The following is a 16,143-nucleotide window of genomic DNA, read 5'->3' on the forward strand; positions in this document are numbered from 1 at the left end:
AAGCCGACCACATAAGGTCGGCTTTTTCGTTCTGCTCAGTTCCCAGCCTCGCGCAAGCGGCTGGGCAGCAGTTCGCCGTGCCGCGCCAGCAGCGGATAGGCCGCCGCGCCGACCAGATGGGAATTGATGCCCTTCATGTCGCGCAGGATGTCCAGGTAGAGCGCGCCCACCTCGGCGGCGTCGACCTCGCCGCCCTTGATTTTCTGCAGGTGCGTGTCCGCGGCATGGGTTTCGATCGAGCGGAAGCGCGCCTTTTCACCCGCCAGCGCACGAGCCTGGCGCAGGTCGTCGTTGACGAACAGGGCGGCGGCGGTGCGCTGGTTGGCGATGAGCTGGCCCAGCGTGTCGTCCAGGCTGGCGCGCTGTTCGGGCGAAAAGATCCAGCCCTGCTTGCGCAGCTTGGCGACGTGGCTGAGCAGGCCGTGGTGGGCGATGTCGCCGGCATGGCCGATATTGCTGGTGAAGGCCAGGATGTCGTCCAGGCGCTGGATGTCCTCGCGCGTCATGTTCTCCTGGTCCAGGGTGGCCAGGTAGGTGGTGATGGCGTTTTCCAGCTTGTCCAGCGCGGCGTCCAGCTGGCGCGCCTGCACCATGCGGTGGCGGTTGTCGCGCTTGAAGCCGGCGCGGGCGTAGAGCAGCAGCGTCTGCAGCATGTCGGCCATGCGCAGGGCCTCGCGCGCGGCGTTGCCCAAGGCTACGGCGGGCACGTCATGAGCCCATTCATCCAGGTACTGCGGGCGCGACGGGTCGTTCGGATCCGCGCGCTTGGGCAGCCAGCGCGTCAGCAGGGCGGCGTAGGGCGTCAACAGCGGCAGGAACACCAGGGCGATGACGGCGTTGAACAGGGTGTGGAAGTTGGCCACGGCGCGGGCTGGGTCGGAGGCCAGATCGCTCATCATCGGCTGCAGGTAGGGCAGCAGTATCAGCCCGATCAGCACGCCCAGCACCCGGGTCAGCAGGTTGCCCAGGGGCAGGCGGCGCGCGGCGGGGTCGTCTCCGGTCACGCCTTCGATCATGGGGTTGATGGCAGTGCCCAGGTTGGCGCCCAGCACCAGCGCGAAGGCTACGTGCGGGGCCACCATGTGGTGGCTGGCCAGCGACATGACCAGCACCACCACGGCCACGCTGGAATGCGCCGCCCAGGTGAAGGCGGCCGCCAGCAGTACCGTGGCCACGGGCTGGGTCGCCAGCGCGTCCAGGATCATGCCCAGCATGGGCGCGGTCTGGAAGGGCTGGAACAGTTCGACCAGTTGGTGCAGCGACAGCAACAGCAGGCCCAGGCCGATGAAGACGCGTCCCAGGTCGCGCGTGCGGCCCGGCGGGTAGCGGCGGAACATCCATACGCCCGCGAGGATCAGGATGGGGGCGAGCGAGGTCAGGTCGAAGGACAGCAGCTGGACGATGAGCGTGGTGCCGACGTTGGCGCCCAGCATGGCGGCCAGGGCCGGCGCCAGGCCGACGACGCCGCCGGCCGCGAAGCCGGTGATCATCAGGCCCGTGGCGGTGCTGCTCTGCAACGCGGCGGTAATGCCCAGTCCGGCGGCGAATGCCCGCAGCCGGGTTCCCAAGGCCTTGCCCAACGCCGCGCCCAGGGCGGCCCCGAAGGCGCGCTGCACGCCTGTTTGGACCATATGCACGCCCCAGAGGAGCAGGGCGACGTAGCCGGCGAAGTCAAGCAGGGTAATGAGTCCGGACATCCTGGCGTATTTCCATTCTTTTATGACAAGTAATAATTCTGTAATGATCGCATGCGCGGCGCTGCCGGGGGAACCTGTCCCCGCAATACAGCATACGCCTGCGGGCGCATCTGCGGGGCAGGACGCTAGCTGCGCGTGGGCTGGCCTACGCGTATCATTGCCTCATCAATCGCAGATGCAATGGAGTTTTGCGTGGCTGTTTCCGTATTCGACCTGTTCAAGATAGGCATAGGCCCGTCTAGCTCCCATACGGTGGGCCCCATGCGGGCCGCCCTGTTGTTCGCGCAAGGCCTGGAGCGCGACGGCCTGATGCCCAATGTGGCCACGGTGCGCGCCGAGCTTTACGGCTCGCTGGGCGCCACGGGCAAGGGCCACGGCACCGACAAGGGCGTGCTGCTGGGCCTGATGGGCGAAGCCCCCGACACCGTCGACCCCGCCGCCATCGCCGGCATGATCGCGTCGGTGCGGGCCAGCCGCCAATTGCCGCTGCTGGGACGCTATCCGGTTCCTTTCGTCGAAAAGGAACACATGATGTTCTACCGCCGCGAAGCCATGGCGGAACATCCTAACGGCATGAAGTTTCACGCCTTTGACGCCAATGGCGAATCCCTGCGCGAGGCCCGCTACCTGTCGGTGGGGGGCGGTTTCGTGGTGACGGCCGGCGCGTCCAACAGCCAGGTCATCGCCGCGCACGACCAGTTGCCGTACCCGTTCCGCATGGGTCGCGAACTGATGGGCATGTGCAGCGAGAGCGGCCTGTCGGTGGCGCAGCTGATGATGAAGAACGAGCTGACCTGGCGCGACGAGGCCGAGGTGCACGCCGGGCTGGACCGCATCTGGCAGGTCATGCAGGACTGCGTGTCGCGCGGCTGCGGCATCAACTATCCGGAAGCGGACGGTGAACTGCCCGGCCCCTTGCGCGTGCGCCGCCGCGCGCCCGAGCTTTACCGCAACCTGACCCAGCGCGCCGAGCGCACCCTGTCCGATCCCCTGTCCGTGATGGACTGGGTCAATCTGTACGCCATGGCGGTCAACGAAGAGAACGCCGCGGGCGGGCGCGTCGTGACGGCGCCGACCAATGGCGCGGCCGGCATCATCCCGGCAGTGCTGCATTACTACGACCGCTTCGTGCCTGGTTCCAACCGCGAGGGCGTGCGCGACTTCCTGCTGACCGCGGCGGCGGTGGGCCTGCTGTACAAGTACAACGCCTCGCTGTCGGGCGCCGAAGTCGGCTGCCAGGGCGAGGTCGGCGTGGCCTGCTCGATGGCGGCGGGCGGCCTGGCCGCGGCCCTGGGCGGCACGGTCGAACAGGTCGAGAACGCGGCGGAGATCGGCATGGAGCACAACCTGGGCCTGACCTGCGACCCCGTGGGCGGCCTGGTGCAGATCCCCTGTATCGAGCGCAACGCCATGGCCTCCATCAAGGCCGTGAACGCTGCCCGCATGGCGCTGCGCGGCGACGGCCAGCACTACGTGTCGCTGGACTCCGTCATCAAGACCATGCGCGAAACCGGCGCCGACATGAAGACCAAGTACAAGGAAACCGCGCGCGGCGGGCTGGCGGTGAACATCGTCGAGTGCTGAGGGCACGGGGTGACGACGATGCGGGAGGGCGAGCGGCTGTCATGGCCTCGGGGTTTCTTTCCGAAGCAAGGGAAGAACGCAGGCCGGGGAGGAAATGGCAAACGGCACGCCTGCAGGCTGCAGCTGGCCGCTGTCCGGGTCGATGCGCAGGCAGGAAATGCGGTGCTCGTCCTGGCTGGCGACCAGCAGGAAGCCGCCGTCCGGGGTGATGGCGGCGTCCCGCGGGGTGCGCCCGCCGGCGGGCCACAAGCCTATCGGCTCAAGCCAAGGGGCGGATTCCAATAGCCGAAATCCTGCGATGCTGTCGTGGCCGCGGTTGGTCGCGTAGAGCCAGTGTCCGCTCGGATGCAGGCAAAGCGCGGACGCGGAGTTGGCGTTTTGCCAATCTGCCGGCAGCGTGCCGATTCGGGCGAGCGCGTGTGCATGGGGATCGCGTGCCGTGGGCAGTTGAACGACGCTCACGCTATTGGACAGTTCGTTGAGCACGAAGGCGTGGGTACCGGCCGGATTCAGCCGCAGGTGGCGCGGCCCGGAACCTGGTCCTATCTGCACCTGCAGGTCCGGGAGCAGATCCAGCGCGGCGCCCCGCAAGGCATGGCGGGCGACGCTGTCGGTACCCAAGTCACACAGGTAGACCGCATCGCCGGACGGGGTCGGCTGGGCGCAATGCACATGGGGGCTCGCCTGGCGTTCGCTGCGCGGACCGCTGCCATGGCGCACGATGATGTCGGGCGGGGCGCTGGGCAAACCCTGCCCGTCGAGCCGGTAGCTCAGGAGTTCGCCGCTGCCATAGTTGGATACGAAGAGGCGGTCCGCCGCAGGCGTCAGGCTGATGTGGCAAGGGCTGGCGCCAGGCGTAGGCACATTGAGCAAATGCCGCAGCGTGGCCGCGCCGTCGACCGCGTAGACGTCGATGCTGGCGCCTACTTCCTGCTCGCTCACGCCGTACAGCAGGCCGAGGGACGCGGAATGGCACAGGTAAGAGGGATTGACGCCATGGCTGTCCACCTGCAATTCACGCAGCGTGGCCGTCGCGGCGTCGAACCTCAGCAAGTGGATGCCGCGCCCTATGCCGTGCACATGCGGCATCGGCCGCGTATACGTGCCCACGGCAACCAGCCAGCTGCCCGTTCCGCGGGCCGGGGAGTGCGTACTCGATTCAGCCACGGTCTGCCCTCGACATCACGTCTATCCATACGGCCAGGACCGGCGCCAGGCCCCTGAAATTATGCGCCCACCCCATTGAAGCAGGAATGTCTGATCGTTGGTCGTCTTCGGGGTCTGCCTCGCATCCTGGGGGCCTTTTTTGGCCGGAGCCGGAAAAGACGATGGCCCGCGCAAGCGGGCCATCGAGTCAGGGCTGCAGGGCGCGAGGCCCGTCTGAGCGAAAGGCTTAGATCACGCGCGCATTCTGCAGCGCGGCGATGCGGGCCGGAATCGGCGGGTGCGAGGCGAACATCGCGGCCAGGCCGCCCTTGCCGGTGATGCCCGAGGCCTCGAAGGACTTGGGCAGCTCGCCCGGTTCCAGGCCGCCCAGGCGGGCCAGGGCGCGGATCATGGGTTCGCGGGCGCCCATCAGGTGGGCCGAGCCGGCGTCGGCGCGGTACTCGCGCTGGCGCGAGAACCAGGCCACGATGATCGAGGCCAGCACGCCGAAGATGATTTCACAGACCAGCACGGTGATGTAGTAGCCCGGGCCGATGCCGCGTTCGTTCTTGAACACCACGCGGTCGATGAAGTAGCCGACCACGCGGGCCAGGAACACGACGAAGGTGTTCACCACGCCCTGGATCAGCGTCAGCGTGACCATGTCGCCGTTGGCGATGTGCGCGACTTCGTGCGCCAGCACGGCGGCGACTTCTTCCTCGCTCATGCTTTCCAGGAGACCGGTGGACACCGCGACCAGCGAGTCATTCTTGAAGGCGCCGGTGGCGAAGGCGTTGGGGGCGCCTTCATAGATGGCGACTTCCGGGCGGCCGATGCCGGCGCGGTCGGCCAGCTGGTGCACGGTGTCGACCAGCCAGGCTTCGCGCTGGTTGCGGGGCGAATTCGGGTCGAGCACCTGGGCGCCGGTGCTCCACTTGGCCATGGGCTTGCTGATCAGGAGCGAGATGATCGCGCCGGTGAAACCGACCACCACCGAGAAAATCAGCAGGGCGTTCAGGTTCAGGCCGTTGGCGGTGATGTAGCGGTCCACGCCCAGGATGCGCAGCGTGGCCGACAGCACCAGCATGACAGCCAGGTTGGTCAGGACGAACAGGACAATGCGTTTCATGTTTTTTGTGTTCCTCTGCGAGCAGGATATGCCGGGATTCGACACTGCTGCGGGCCGCCAGTTCCCCGACTCGCGGCGCCGCTTCCGGTGACGGAGAGTATAGTATCGCTTTCCCTTATTCCTCCTCACTTTTCCCTTAGCGTAGACCCCCATGCAGGCACTCTGGATGTTGCTGGCGTCCGCCATGTTCGCCATCATGGGTTCGTTCGTGAAGCTCGGCACCGAACACGGCGCCTCGCTGCCGCAAGTCGTTCTATTTCGCGGATTGCCGTCGGTCATCCTGCTGCTGATCTGGGCCCGCGCCGGCCGCCAGTCCATCATCCCCGTCAGCTGGAAACTCCACCTGTGGCGCAACCTGTCCGGCGTCACCTCGATGTGGCTGGGCTTTTTCGCCATCGCCCATCTGCCCCTGGCCACCGCCACCAGCCTGAACTACACCGCGCCGCTGTTCATCGCCTGCTGGATGCTGGGCTGGGGCGGCGCGCAGCGCGACCCCGTGCGCATCGTGGCGGTGGCGCTGGGGTTCCTGGGCGTGATCGCGGTGCTGCGGCCCAGCATCAACGAGGACCAGTGGCTGGCTGCCCTGCTGGGGATGACCGCCGGCGCCATGTCGGCCATCGCCATGATGCAGATCCGCCAGTTGGGCCGGGTCGGCGAACCCGAATGGCGCACGGTGCTGTTCTTCTCCGTGGCCGTTTGCGTGTCCAGCCTGGCCGGACTGTTGTTCGAGGGCTGGGGCCACGCCGACTGGACCGGCTACCTGTCGCTGCTGGGCGTGGGCGTGACGGGCCTGTTCGGCCAGTTGGCCATGACCCGCGCCTTCGGCCTGGGGTCGGCGCTGCTGACGGCGGCGCTGCAGTACAGCACCATCATCTTCGCGGCCCTGCTTGGCATGGGTTTCTGGGGCGAACAGCTGGACGCTCTGGCCTGGGCCGGCATGGGCTTGATCATTTTCGCGGGCCTGTTGTCGATCTGGCGCACCATGCGCGATCCCAAGCCGGCCTGAGCCGCGGTCGCCCAACACCCTTACAGGAGCACACCGAATGACGATGACCCTGATTTCCGCCGCCGACCTGGCCGCGCGCCTGGATGCGCCGGACGTGCGCGTGTTCGACGTGCGCCACGACCTGACCAACCATGCGGCGGGCCGTCAGGCCTATGACGCGGGCCACATCCCCGGCGCGCGCTACCTGGACCACGAAACCGAACTGGCCGCGGCCCGCACCGGCAAGAACGGCCGTCATCCGCTGCCGTCGCGCGCCGCGTTCGGCGCGCTCATGGCCGCCCACGGCGTGACGCCCAAGACCCTGGTGGTGGCCTATGACGCCAGCGGCGGCATGTACGCTGCGCACCTGTGGTGGATGCTGCGCTGGCTGGGGCATGACCAGGTGGCAGTGCTGGACGGCGGCTGGCAGGCCTGGACGGCGGCCGGTTTGCCGACCACGACCGAAGCGGGCGCCGCCGTGCGCGCGGGCCAGCCCGTCGAGCCGGGCGCCTCGCTGGCGGGTTCGGTGGATGCGCAGGCGGTGCTGGACAACATTCCCCGCCAGGCCTTCACCGTGATCGACGCGCGCGCGGCCAACCGCTACCGCGGCGAGGTCGAGCCCATGGACCCGGTCGCCGGCCACATTCCGGGCGCGCTGAACCGCCCCAACGGCGAGAACCTCCAGGCCGACGGCCGTTTCAAGCCGGCCGCGCAGTTGCGCGAGGAATTCGCCACGCTGCTGGACGGCCGCGATCCGGCTGCCATCGTGCACCAGTGCGGCTCGGGCATCACGGCTTGCCACAACCTGCTGTCCATGGAGATCGCGGGCCTGTCCGGTTCGCGCCTGTACCCGGGCTCCTGGAGCGAGTGGTGCAGCGATCCGTCCCGCCCGGTGGCTACGGGCGCTCAGTGACCCGAGGCCTGGGCCTGACGCCCGGGCCTGGACGCCCGGGCGTCGGCAAAGACCCGGGAACCCAGAAAGTCCACTAGCGCCCGGACCTTCGGCGACGGGTGCTTGCTGGCGGGCCACAGGATGTGGAAGACGTTGGTCCGCTCCGATTTTCCTTTCAGTACCTGCACCAGGCGGCCGTCCGCCAGGGGTTCGCGGATGGCGAAGTCCGGCAGGTAGGCAATCCCCAATCCTTGCAGCGCGAAGCAGGCGCGCGTCTCGATGTTGTTGCAGATCATCGAGACGGGCAACTGCAGTTCAGGCTCGTCGTCGGCTTGCCGCAGGGCCCAGGTCTCCAGCTTGCCGCTGCTGGGAAAGCGGTAGTGCAGGCAGCTGTGGCGCAGCAGGTCGGCCGGCGTTTTGGGCGTGCCGCGGCTGGCCAGGTAGGCGGGGGAGGCGACCAGCAGGATCTGGAAGGCGCCCAGGCGGCGCGCCGACAGGCGTGAGTCGGCCGGCTCGCCCGTGCGCACCACGGCATCGAAGCCTTCTTCGATCACGTCCACCATCCGGTCGGTGAAATCCAGGTCGAGTTCGATCTCGGGATACTCGCGCATGAACTCGCCCAGCACCGGCAGCACCAGCCCGCTGACCAGCGGCAGGCTGACGCGCAGGCGTCCGCGCGGCGCGGCGGCGGCCTGCGACAGCTCCAGTTCGGCCGCTTCTATCTCGGCCAGGATGCGGCGGCTGCGTTCCAGGAACAGCGCCCCCTCGGCCGTCAAGGTGACGCTGCGCGTGCTGCGGTGGAACAGGCGCACGCCCAGTTTTTCTTCCAGCCGCGCCACGCTTTTGCCGATGGCGGATGCCGACACGCCCAGCAGCCGGCCGGCGGCGACGAAGCTGCGCGTTTCGGCGACCTGCACGAACACGACAAAGCCATTGAGGCTATCCATCTGTTTCCTCGATTGCGGACATATAGTTCCGCATAAGAAGGAAATGTAGCCTACTTTTTCTTTAATCCGGGGGGCTCTATCGTCTCGGCACCAAGCTTCAACCAAGGTGCCTGAGATGAAAAAAGCCACGAATTCCCCGCGTCCGCGTACTGCGCCCACGCATCCCCCCGCCGGTCGCGACCGCCTGCCGCTGGGCGCCTTGTTGGCGCTGGCGATGGCCGGCTTCATCACCATCCTGACCGAGGCGCTGCCGGCCGGGCTGCTGCCGCAGATGGCGCAGGGCCTGGCCGTGTCCCAGGCCAGCATCGGCCAGACCGTCACCATCTACGCGGTCGGGTCGTTGGTGGCGGCGATCCCGCTGGTCGCCGCGACCCAGGGCGTGCGGCGGCGTCCGCTGCTGCTGGCGGCGATCGCCGGGTTCGTGCTGGCCAACACGGTGACCGCGCTGTCATCCGGCTATGTGCTGACCCTGGCCGCGCGCTTCCTGGCCGGCGTGTCGGCGGGACTGTTGTGGGCGCTGCTGGCCGGTTACGCCGCGCGCATGGTGCCCGCACATCAGCAAGGGCGCGCGATCGCGGTGGCGATGCTGGGTGCGCCGCTGGCGCTGTCGCTGGGCGTTCCGGCCGGCACGTTCCTGGGCGCGCTGTGGGGCTGGCGCGCAGGCTTTGGCATCATGAGCGGGCTGGCCTTGGTCCTGATGGTCTGGGTGCGTTTGCGTGTGCCGGACTTTGCGGGACAGGCCCGGGGCCGGCAACTGCCGCTGCGGCGCGTATTCCTGCTGCCCGGCGTGCGCCCGGTGCTGTTCGCGGTGCTGGCGTTCGTCCTGGCGCACAACATTCTCTACATCTATATCGCGCCGTTCCTGGCATCGCTGGGCATGGCTGCAAACACCGAGCTGGTGCTGCTGGTGTTCGGACTCAGCTCCCTGGCCGGCATCTGGCTGATCGGGACGTTGATCGACCGTCATCTGCGGGCGCTGACTTTGGCCTGCATCGCCCTGTTCGGCCTGGCCGCGCTGGCGCTGGGTATCGCGGGCGGCATGCCGGCCATGCTTTATCTGTCGGTGGGGGCTTGGGGCGTGGCGTTCGGCGGCTCGCCGACGCTGTTCCAGACTGCGCTGGCCAAGACGTCGGGCGATGCCGCGGACGTGGCGCAGTCCATGCTGGTGACCGCGTGGAACACGGCGATTGCCGCAGGCGGGATCGTCGGCGGCGCGTTGCTCGAACGCCTGGGCGTGGCCGCGTTCGTACCGGTGCTGCTGGCGCTGTTGGCGGCGACGCTGGCGGTGGTCTGGGCCGCCAGGACGCACGGCTTTCCGGCCAGCCCTACCAGATGGCAGCCAGCTTGACCCGGCCCGAGATGCTCTCGGCGATTTCCAGGAAGTGGTCCAGGGGCGGCGTTGCCAGCCCCGGAACCTTGGCCATGTCGTCCCAGCGTCTCAGGCGGATCGCATCCGGCGCGCCCGGCATGCTCGCGAATTCCACCGCCTGGCTCGCATCGAAACTGCCCCCCTGCAGCGCCAGGCTGCGTTTCGAATCCTCCGAGAGCGACGCTTCATATTGCGGTTCCACATAGCAGAGGTAGCGCTTGGCTTCCACGTGCAGCCGGATCGGGTCCAGCACCGCCGAGCTGAACAGGCCGCGCAGGAAGGGCAGGACGAAGTACTGGTGCTTGTCGTCGATGCCGCGCAGCGTCGGCGTGCCAGGCCGGTCGGCGATGAGATGGCCCAGGTCGTGCAGCAGGCTGGCGGTGATCAGGTGGGCGCCGGCGCCGTTGCGCTCGGCCAGCGCCGCGGTCTGCAGCGCATGCCGCAGGTGGCTGACGGATTCGCCGTCATAGGAGCGGTGCCCGCGCTCCAGGAAAATCTGCTCGATATCTTGCAAGGTCAAGGCCATGGTTGTCTCCTGGGTGGCCGCATAGGGGAGGGCGGCGCTCAGCCGGCGGCTGGCGCCATCTCCAGAAAGCGCGCGATCAGCTGCACCGGTTGGCGCTCGCGCAGGCAGTACAGGTATTCGTGCATCACGATGTCGGCGCCCTCGATATCCAGGGCCGCCAGATCGGGATGGGACGGGATTTCGCGCGATGGGATCAGGCTGATCCCCAGGCCGCACAGGATGGCCTGGCGGATGGACTCGCGGCTGCCGATTTCCAGCGTGCGGCTTACCGTGACGCCGGCCGCCTGCAAGGCGTCCTCCGTCAGCTGCCGCGTCATGGAGCCGGGTTCGCGCAGCAGCAGCGCGTGTTCGGCCAGGTCGGCCAGGCGGACGTGGCCGTGGCGCGCCAAGGGATGGTCGCGATGCGCCACCACCCGGATGGGGTCGGCCGCGATCATGCGGCGGTACAGGTGCTTGTCATCCATCAGAAACGACGACGTGGCAATCTCGATGCGATAGTCATGCAGCGCCTGCAGCATGCTTTGCGAATTGCCGATAGCCAGCGTCAGGTCTATGCCCGGATAACGCTGGTTATAGGCGCGCACCGTGTCCATGATGTAGTAGGGGCCGGTGGCGCCGATGCGCAGATTGCCTTCGCGCAGGTCGCTGGCGTCGCGCAGCCGGAAGTCGATCTCGGTTTCCTGCTGGACCAGCTTTTCCACCATGGGCATCAGGCTGTGGCCGGCGTCCGACAGGCGCATGCCGCGCCCCTGGCGGTGGAACAGTTCGACGCCGTAACGCGACTCCAGCTGGCGCAATTGCCCCGTCACCGTGGGCTGGCTGACGCCCAACTGGGCGGCGGCCTTGGTGACGGTGCCGCAGCGGGCCACGGCGTAGAAGGATTTGAGTTCGGCGACAAGCACGGTGCAGGGGGCGGAATAGGGGCGCAATGCGCAAGACCGCCAGTACACCAAAATAATTTGATGTTTTTATTACTGCATTTGCGCGAAGTGTCATAAACACTCAATACGCGTCTTCCATACTGCCTTCGTTCCCAAACCGGAGGCCCCATGGCCGAACGCGATACCGCATTTCTCTCTGTCAGGCATCTGGTGAAGCGCTTTGGCAGCCACACCGCGCTGTCGGACGTCTCGCTCGACATCCGCGCCGGGGAGTTGGTGTGCCTGCTGGGCCCCTCGGGCTGCGGCAAGACCACCTTGCTGCGCGCCATCGCCGGCCTCGAGCGCCAGGACAGCGGCACCATCGTGCTGTCCGGGCGCGACATCTCGCACGCCGAACCGCAGGCGCGCGACTACGGCATCCTGTTCCAGTCGTACGCGCTGTTTCCCAACCTGACGGTGGCCCAGAACGTGGCCTACGGCCTGAGCGGCAAGCGCGCCCACCGCAACCACGTCGCCAACCGCGTCGAGGAAATGCTGACGCTGGTCGGCCTGGCGGGCGCGGCGGATAAATATCCGGGACAGATTTCCGGCGGACAGCAGCAGCGCGTGGCCCTGGCGCGCGCGCTGGCGCCATCGCCGTCCCTGCTGCTGCTGGACGAGCCCATGTCGGCGCTGGACGCCCGTGTGCGCGAGCATCTGCGCATCGAACTGCGGGCCCTGCAGAAGCGCCTGTCCATCACCACGCTGATGGTCACGCACGACCAGGAAGAGGCCATGGTGATGGCCGACCGCATCGCCGTAATGAATGGCGGCATCATCGAGCAGTACGGCACGCCGCGGGAACTCTACCGCCAGCCCGGCTCGGCCTTCATCGCCGATTTCGTGGGCGAGGCGAACTGGCTGCCGTTCGAACGCATGGACGCGCACCGCGCCCGCGTCGGACGCCAGGAGCTGGCCGTGGACGAGGCGCTGGACGCCGCCAGCGGCAAGCTGTTCGTGCGCCCGGAAGCGGTGCGCGTCAGCACCGCGCGCCCGGATCAGCCCAACGCCATGTTGGCCGATGTGCTGGACGGCGTGTTCCTTGGCCGCGGCTATCGCCTGGCCTTGCGCCTTGAGGGCGTGCCCGGCAGCACGGTGCATTCCATCGTGTCCCCCGAAATCGGAGACGCCCTGCTGGGCCCTCACGCCGCCAGCCGCTGCTGGGTGGAGCTGCCGCGCCATGCGATACGCGCCTACGCTTGATCCGGCCATGAATCGTTCCTCCAACGCCGCCGCGCCGGCTGCTGGAAATATCGCAGCGCCCACGCCGGCCCCGGCGCTGGGCCGCCGCCCGCTGCCGGCCTGGGTTGGCGCCTTCGGCCTGGCCACCGGGCAGGGCGCCCTGGCGCTGGGCCTGTTGCTGTTCCTGGCGCTGCCGCTGGCCGCCATCCTGCTCAAGTCGGTGACCGACAGCGATGGCGCCTGGGCCGGGTTGTCGGTGCTTGCGGACATCATCGGCGGCGACGGCTTCATGGCCATGGTCGCGCGCAGCCTCGCGGTGGGCGTGGTGACGACCTTGCTGGTCGTGCCCTGCGCCTATGGATTCGCCTATGGCCTGACCCGCACGCGCCTGCCGGGCAAGGGCCTGCTGCGCACCGTCGCCTTGCTGCCGCTGCTGGCGCCGTCGCTGCTGCCGGGGATCGCGCTGGTGTACCTGCTAGGCAACCAGGGTCTGCTCAAGAGCCTGACGGGCGGCGCGACCATCTACGGTTTCTGGGGCATCGTCGTGGGCGAGGCTTTCTATACCTTCCCGCACGCGCTGATGATTCTGCTGACCGGCCTGGCCCTGGCCGACGGCCGTCTTTATGACGCCGCGCGCGCCATGGGCGCCGGCCCCTGGCGCACCTTCCTGACCGTGACCCTGCCGGGCACCCGCTACGCCGTGTTTTCGGCCTGCTGCGTGGTGTTCACGTTGACGGTGACCGACTTCGGCGTGCCCAAGGTCGTGGGCGGCGATTACAACGTGCTGGCGATGGAAGCCTACAAGGCCGTGGTCGGCCAGCAGAACTTTCCCAAGGGCGCGGCCATCGGCATCCTGCTGCTGCTTCCCGCGATCCTGACCTTCGCCCTGGACCGGCGGCTGCGCGCCCGACAAGGCGCTCAGCTGAGCGGCCGGGCCCAGCCCTATGCCGCGGGCGTCAACCGCCGCCGCGATGCCGCGTTCCTGGCGCTGGCCGGCGTGCTGGCGGCGTTCCTGCTGCTGATCATCGGCGTGGCGGTGTGGGCGTCCTTCGTGAAGATGTGGCCCTACAACCTGTCGATGTCGCTGCGTTCGTACGACTTCGACAATATGGACGGCGGCGGCTGGCTCGCCTGGCGCAACAGCCTGCAGTTGGCGTTCTGCACCGCCCTGGCCGGCACGGCCGTGGTCTTCACCGGCGCATGGATGATGGAGAAGGTGCCCGCCCGCGGCCAGCTCGCGCGCGGCCTGCGCGGCATGGTCGGCATGCTGGCGCTGATGCCCATGGCGGTGCCGGGCCTGGTGCTGGGCCTGGGCTACATCTTCTTCTTCAACAGCCTGTCGAACCCGCTGAACGTGCTGTACGGCACCATGCCGCTGCTGGTCCTGTGCACCATCGTCCACTTCTACACCAGCGCGCACCTCACGGCTGCCACCGCGCTCAATGCGCTGGACCCCGAATTCGAAGCGGCCTCCGCGTCGCTCAAGGTGCCGCGCCTGACGACCTTCCTGCGCGTGACGCTGCCGATGTGCCTGCCGGCCGCGCTGGACGTGGCCCGCTATCTGTTTGTTTCCGCCATGACCACGGTGTCCGCGGTCGTGTTTCTGTACAGCCCGTCGACGGTGCTGGCCGCGGTCGCGGTGCTGAACATGGACGACGCCGGCTTCATCGGTCCCGCCGCCGCCATGTGCACCGTGATCATGGCCAGTTCGGCCGTCGCTGCCCTGGTCCTGCACCTGGCCAGCCGCGCGCTGGTGGCGCGCAGCCAGGCCTGGCGCCGCCCCGCGGCCCATTGAACGATTTTTCAAGGATGACCCTCATGACTGTTTCGCCTTTGCCCGTCCGCCTGGAGGCGGTGATCTTCGACTGGGCCGGCACGCTGGTCGACTTCGGTTCCTTCGCGCCCACCAAGGTGTTCGTGGACGCGTTCTCGCAGTTCGGCGTGGAAATGTCGCTGGCGCAGGCCCGCGGCCCGATGGGCATGGGCAAGTGGGACCACATCCGCACGCTCTGCAATGAGCCGGTCATCGCCAGCCAGTACCAGGCCCAGTTCGGCCGCCTGCCCACCGATGACGACGTGACCGCCATCTACGAGCGCTTCCTGCCGATGCAGCTGGACAAGGTTGCCCAGTATTCGGCGGCGATCCCCGGCGCGGCAGAACTGCTGCGCGCTCTGCGCCAGCACGGCCTGAAGATCGGCTCGTGCTCGGGCTACCCCGCCAGCGTCATGCGCCGCGTGGTCGAGCGCGCCGCCACCGAAGGCCTGGAGCCCGATTGCATCGTCGCCAGCGACGACGTGCCGCGCGCGCGCCCGGCGCCCGCGATGGCGCTGAAGAATGTGGTCGAACTCGGCCTGTCCGACGTGGCCGCCTGCGTCAAGGTCGACGACACCGCGCCCGGCATCGAAGAAGGACGCCGCGCCGGCATGTGGACCGTGGGCCTGCTGCTGTCGGGCAACGCCGCCGGCCTGACGCTGGAGGAATACCTGAGCCTGGACGACGCAGGCCGCCAGAAAGCGCGCACCGCCGCCAGCCTGGAGCTGTCGCCCGCCGCGCCGCACTACCTGATCGATACCGTCGCCGACCTGCCTGGCGTGATCTCCGATATCGAAGCCCGCTTGTCCGCAGGCCAGCGCCCCTAACCCTCTCACCTGTCTGCACCGCTTGCCGGGGCCGGTTCGCGCCAGCCCCGGGGGCCTCCCTCAGCCTTTTTCCGCCTACCCACGGAGTACTTCATGAATCGCTACAAGCTGCTTGCACTGGCCGCCGCCCTGACGGGCGTGATGGGCGCCGCCTCCGCCGAGACCACGCTGACGGTCTACACCGCGCTCGAAGCCGACCAGATCAAGGCCTACCAGGCCGCGTTCGAGAAGGCCAATCCCGACATCAAGATCCAGTGGGTGCGCGACTCCACCGGCATCATCACCGCCAAGCTGCTGGCCGAAAAGAGCAACCCCAAGGCCGACGCCATCTGGGGCCTGGCCGGCACCTCGCTGGGCCTGATGGACAAGGAAGGCATGCTGCAGCCCTACGCCCCCAAGGGCCTGGACCAGATCGCCGCCAACATGCGCGACGCCAAGGCCGAGCCCAGCTGGGTCGGCATGGACGGCTTCGCCGCCGCCATCTGCTTCAACACCATCGAAGCCGAAAAGCAGAAGCTGCCCAAGCCCACTTCGTGGCAGGACCTGACCAAGCCGGTGTACGCCGGCAAGATCGTGATGCCGAACCCGGCTTCGTCGGGCACCGGCTTCCTGGACGTCAGCGCCTGGCTGCAGATCTTCGGTGAAGAGAAGGGCTGGGCCTACATGGACGCCCTGCACAAGAACATCGGTTCGTACACGCACTCGGGCTCCAAGCCCTGCAACATGGCTGCCGCCGGCGAATTCCCGATCGGCGTGTCGTTCGACTACCGCGCCGCCAAGCTGAAGGCCGACGGCGCGCCCGTCGAAGCCGTGTTCCCCTCGGAAGGCCTGGGCTGGGAAGTGGAAGCCACCGCCATCATGAAGGGCACCAAGAACCTGGAAGCCGCCCGCAAGCTGGCCGATTTCTCCGCCAGCCGCGAAGCCAACGAACTGTACAAGGCCAACTTCGCCGTGCTGGCCATCCCGTCGATCGCTACGTCCAATCCGAACCTGCCGGCCGACCTGATGCAACGCATGATCAAGAACGACTTCACCTGGGCCGCCACCAACCGCGACCGCATCATCGCCGAGTGGACCAAGCGCTACGACGGCAAGTCCGAGCCGAAGAAGAAGTAAGTCCGTTTGA

Annotated in this window: 14 protein-coding genes; 8 read left to right on the forward strand and 6 right to left on the reverse strand. The window is 67.9% G+C overall.

Going from position 1 to position 16,143, the window contains the following annotated elements; translation table 11 throughout:
- Positions 1–35 precede the first annotated feature (35 nt).
- Complete coding sequence (locus tag IB259_RS20765; protein WP_054451007.1) at positions 36–1,697, reverse strand: Na/Pi cotransporter family protein; 1,662 nt, start codon at positions 1,695–1,697, stop codon at positions 36–38.
- 192 nt (positions 1,698–1,889) lie between these two features.
- Here IB259_RS20765 and IB259_RS20770 point away from each other — a divergent pair, with 192 nt between their 5' ends.
- Entirely contained in the window at positions 1,890–3,281 is a 1,392-nt protein-coding gene (locus IB259_RS20770) for an L-serine ammonia-lyase (RefSeq protein ID WP_119450578.1), read from the forward strand.
- Between the two features lie 39 nt (positions 3,282–3,320).
- Here IB259_RS20770 and IB259_RS20775 read toward each other — a convergent pair whose 3' ends face one another.
- Entirely contained in the window at positions 3,321–4,448 is a 1,128-nt protein-coding gene (locus tag IB259_RS20775; RefSeq protein WP_192330030.1) for a lactonase family protein, read from the reverse strand.
- A 226-nt stretch (positions 4,449–4,674) separates the two neighbouring features.
- Positions 4,675–5,556, reverse strand: coding sequence for a protease HtpX (gene htpX / locus IB259_RS20780; protein ID WP_013392481.1), 882 nt, complete (start codon positions 5,554–5,556; stop codon positions 4,675–4,677).
- Positions 5,557–5,707: 151 nt separating this feature from the next.
- Between htpX and IB259_RS20785 the strand changes: the two genes are divergently transcribed.
- Complete coding sequence (locus tag IB259_RS20785; protein ID WP_054451009.1) at positions 5,708–6,562, forward strand: DMT family transporter; 855 nt, start codon at positions 5,708–5,710, stop codon at positions 6,560–6,562.
- Positions 6,563–6,599: 37 nt separating this feature from the next.
- A complete protein-coding gene (locus IB259_RS20790; protein ID WP_054451010.1) occupies positions 6,600–7,454 on the forward strand; it encodes a sulfurtransferase in 855 nt (284 codons plus the stop codon).
- Here IB259_RS20790 and IB259_RS20795 read toward each other — a convergent pair.
- Positions 7,448–8,380, reverse strand: a complete 933-nt coding sequence (locus tag IB259_RS20795) for a LysR family transcriptional regulator (RefSeq protein WP_054451011.1) — start codon at positions 8,378–8,380, stop codon at positions 7,448–7,450. The genes IB259_RS20790 and IB259_RS20795 overlap by 7 nt on opposite strands.
- A 115-nt stretch (positions 8,381–8,495) precedes the next feature.
- Here IB259_RS20795 and IB259_RS20800 point away from each other — a divergent pair, with 115 nt between their 5' ends.
- The gene (locus IB259_RS20800) at positions 8,496–9,728 is read left to right on the forward strand and encodes an MFS transporter (protein ID WP_370528707.1); all 1,233 of its coding nucleotides are present in this window, start codon (positions 8,496–8,498) and stop codon (positions 9,726–9,728) included.
- Here IB259_RS20800 and IB259_RS20805 read toward each other — a convergent pair.
- Together IB259_RS20805 and IB259_RS20810 are read right to left on the reverse strand one after the other, a co-directional pair.
- On the reverse strand, positions 9,706–10,275 hold the full coding sequence (locus tag IB259_RS20805) for a phosphonate degradation HD-domain oxygenase (RefSeq protein WP_054451012.1): 570 nt from the start codon (positions 10,273–10,275) through the stop codon (positions 9,706–9,708). The two genes, IB259_RS20800 and IB259_RS20805, sit on opposite strands and share 23 nt — an antisense overlap.
- Positions 10,276–10,313: 38 nt before the next feature.
- Complete coding sequence (locus IB259_RS20810) at positions 10,314–11,177, reverse strand: LysR family transcriptional regulator (RefSeq protein ID WP_054451329.1); 864 nt, start codon at positions 11,175–11,177, stop codon at positions 10,314–10,316.
- Positions 11,178–11,324: 147 nt separating this feature from the next.
- On the opposite strand from IB259_RS20810, the gene IB259_RS20815 reads away from it, so the two are divergent.
- The 4 genes from IB259_RS20815 to IB259_RS20830 all read left to right on the forward strand — a co-directional run bounded on the left by IB259_RS20815 (position 11,325) and on the right by IB259_RS20830 (position 16,133).
- Positions 11,325–12,398, forward strand: coding sequence for a putative 2-aminoethylphosphonate ABC transporter ATP-binding protein (locus IB259_RS20815; protein ID WP_175162474.1), 1,074 nt, complete (start codon positions 11,325–11,327; stop codon positions 12,396–12,398).
- A 7-nt stretch (positions 12,399–12,405) separates the two neighbouring features.
- Positions 12,406–14,172, forward strand: coding sequence for a putative 2-aminoethylphosphonate ABC transporter permease subunit (locus IB259_RS20820; RefSeq protein WP_192330032.1), 1,767 nt, complete (start codon positions 12,406–12,408; stop codon positions 14,170–14,172).
- Between the two features lie 23 nt (positions 14,173–14,195).
- Entirely contained in the window at positions 14,196–15,017 is an 822-nt protein-coding gene (phnX, locus tag IB259_RS20825; protein WP_054451015.1) for a phosphonoacetaldehyde hydrolase, read from the forward strand.
- A gap of 93 nt (positions 15,018–15,110) precedes the next feature.
- Positions 15,111–16,133 carry a putative 2-aminoethylphosphonate ABC transporter substrate-binding protein gene (locus tag IB259_RS20830; RefSeq protein ID WP_192330034.1) on the forward strand — a complete coding sequence of 341 codons (1,023 nt, stop codon included), beginning with the start codon at positions 15,111–15,113 and terminating at the stop codon, positions 16,131–16,133.
- Positions 16,134–16,143: the final 10 nt, after the last annotated feature.

This window comes from Achromobacter sp. ACM04 (assembly GCF_014851465.1).
Lineage (GTDB): Bacteria > Pseudomonadota > Gammaproteobacteria > Burkholderiales > Burkholderiaceae_B > Achromobacter > Achromobacter aegrifaciens.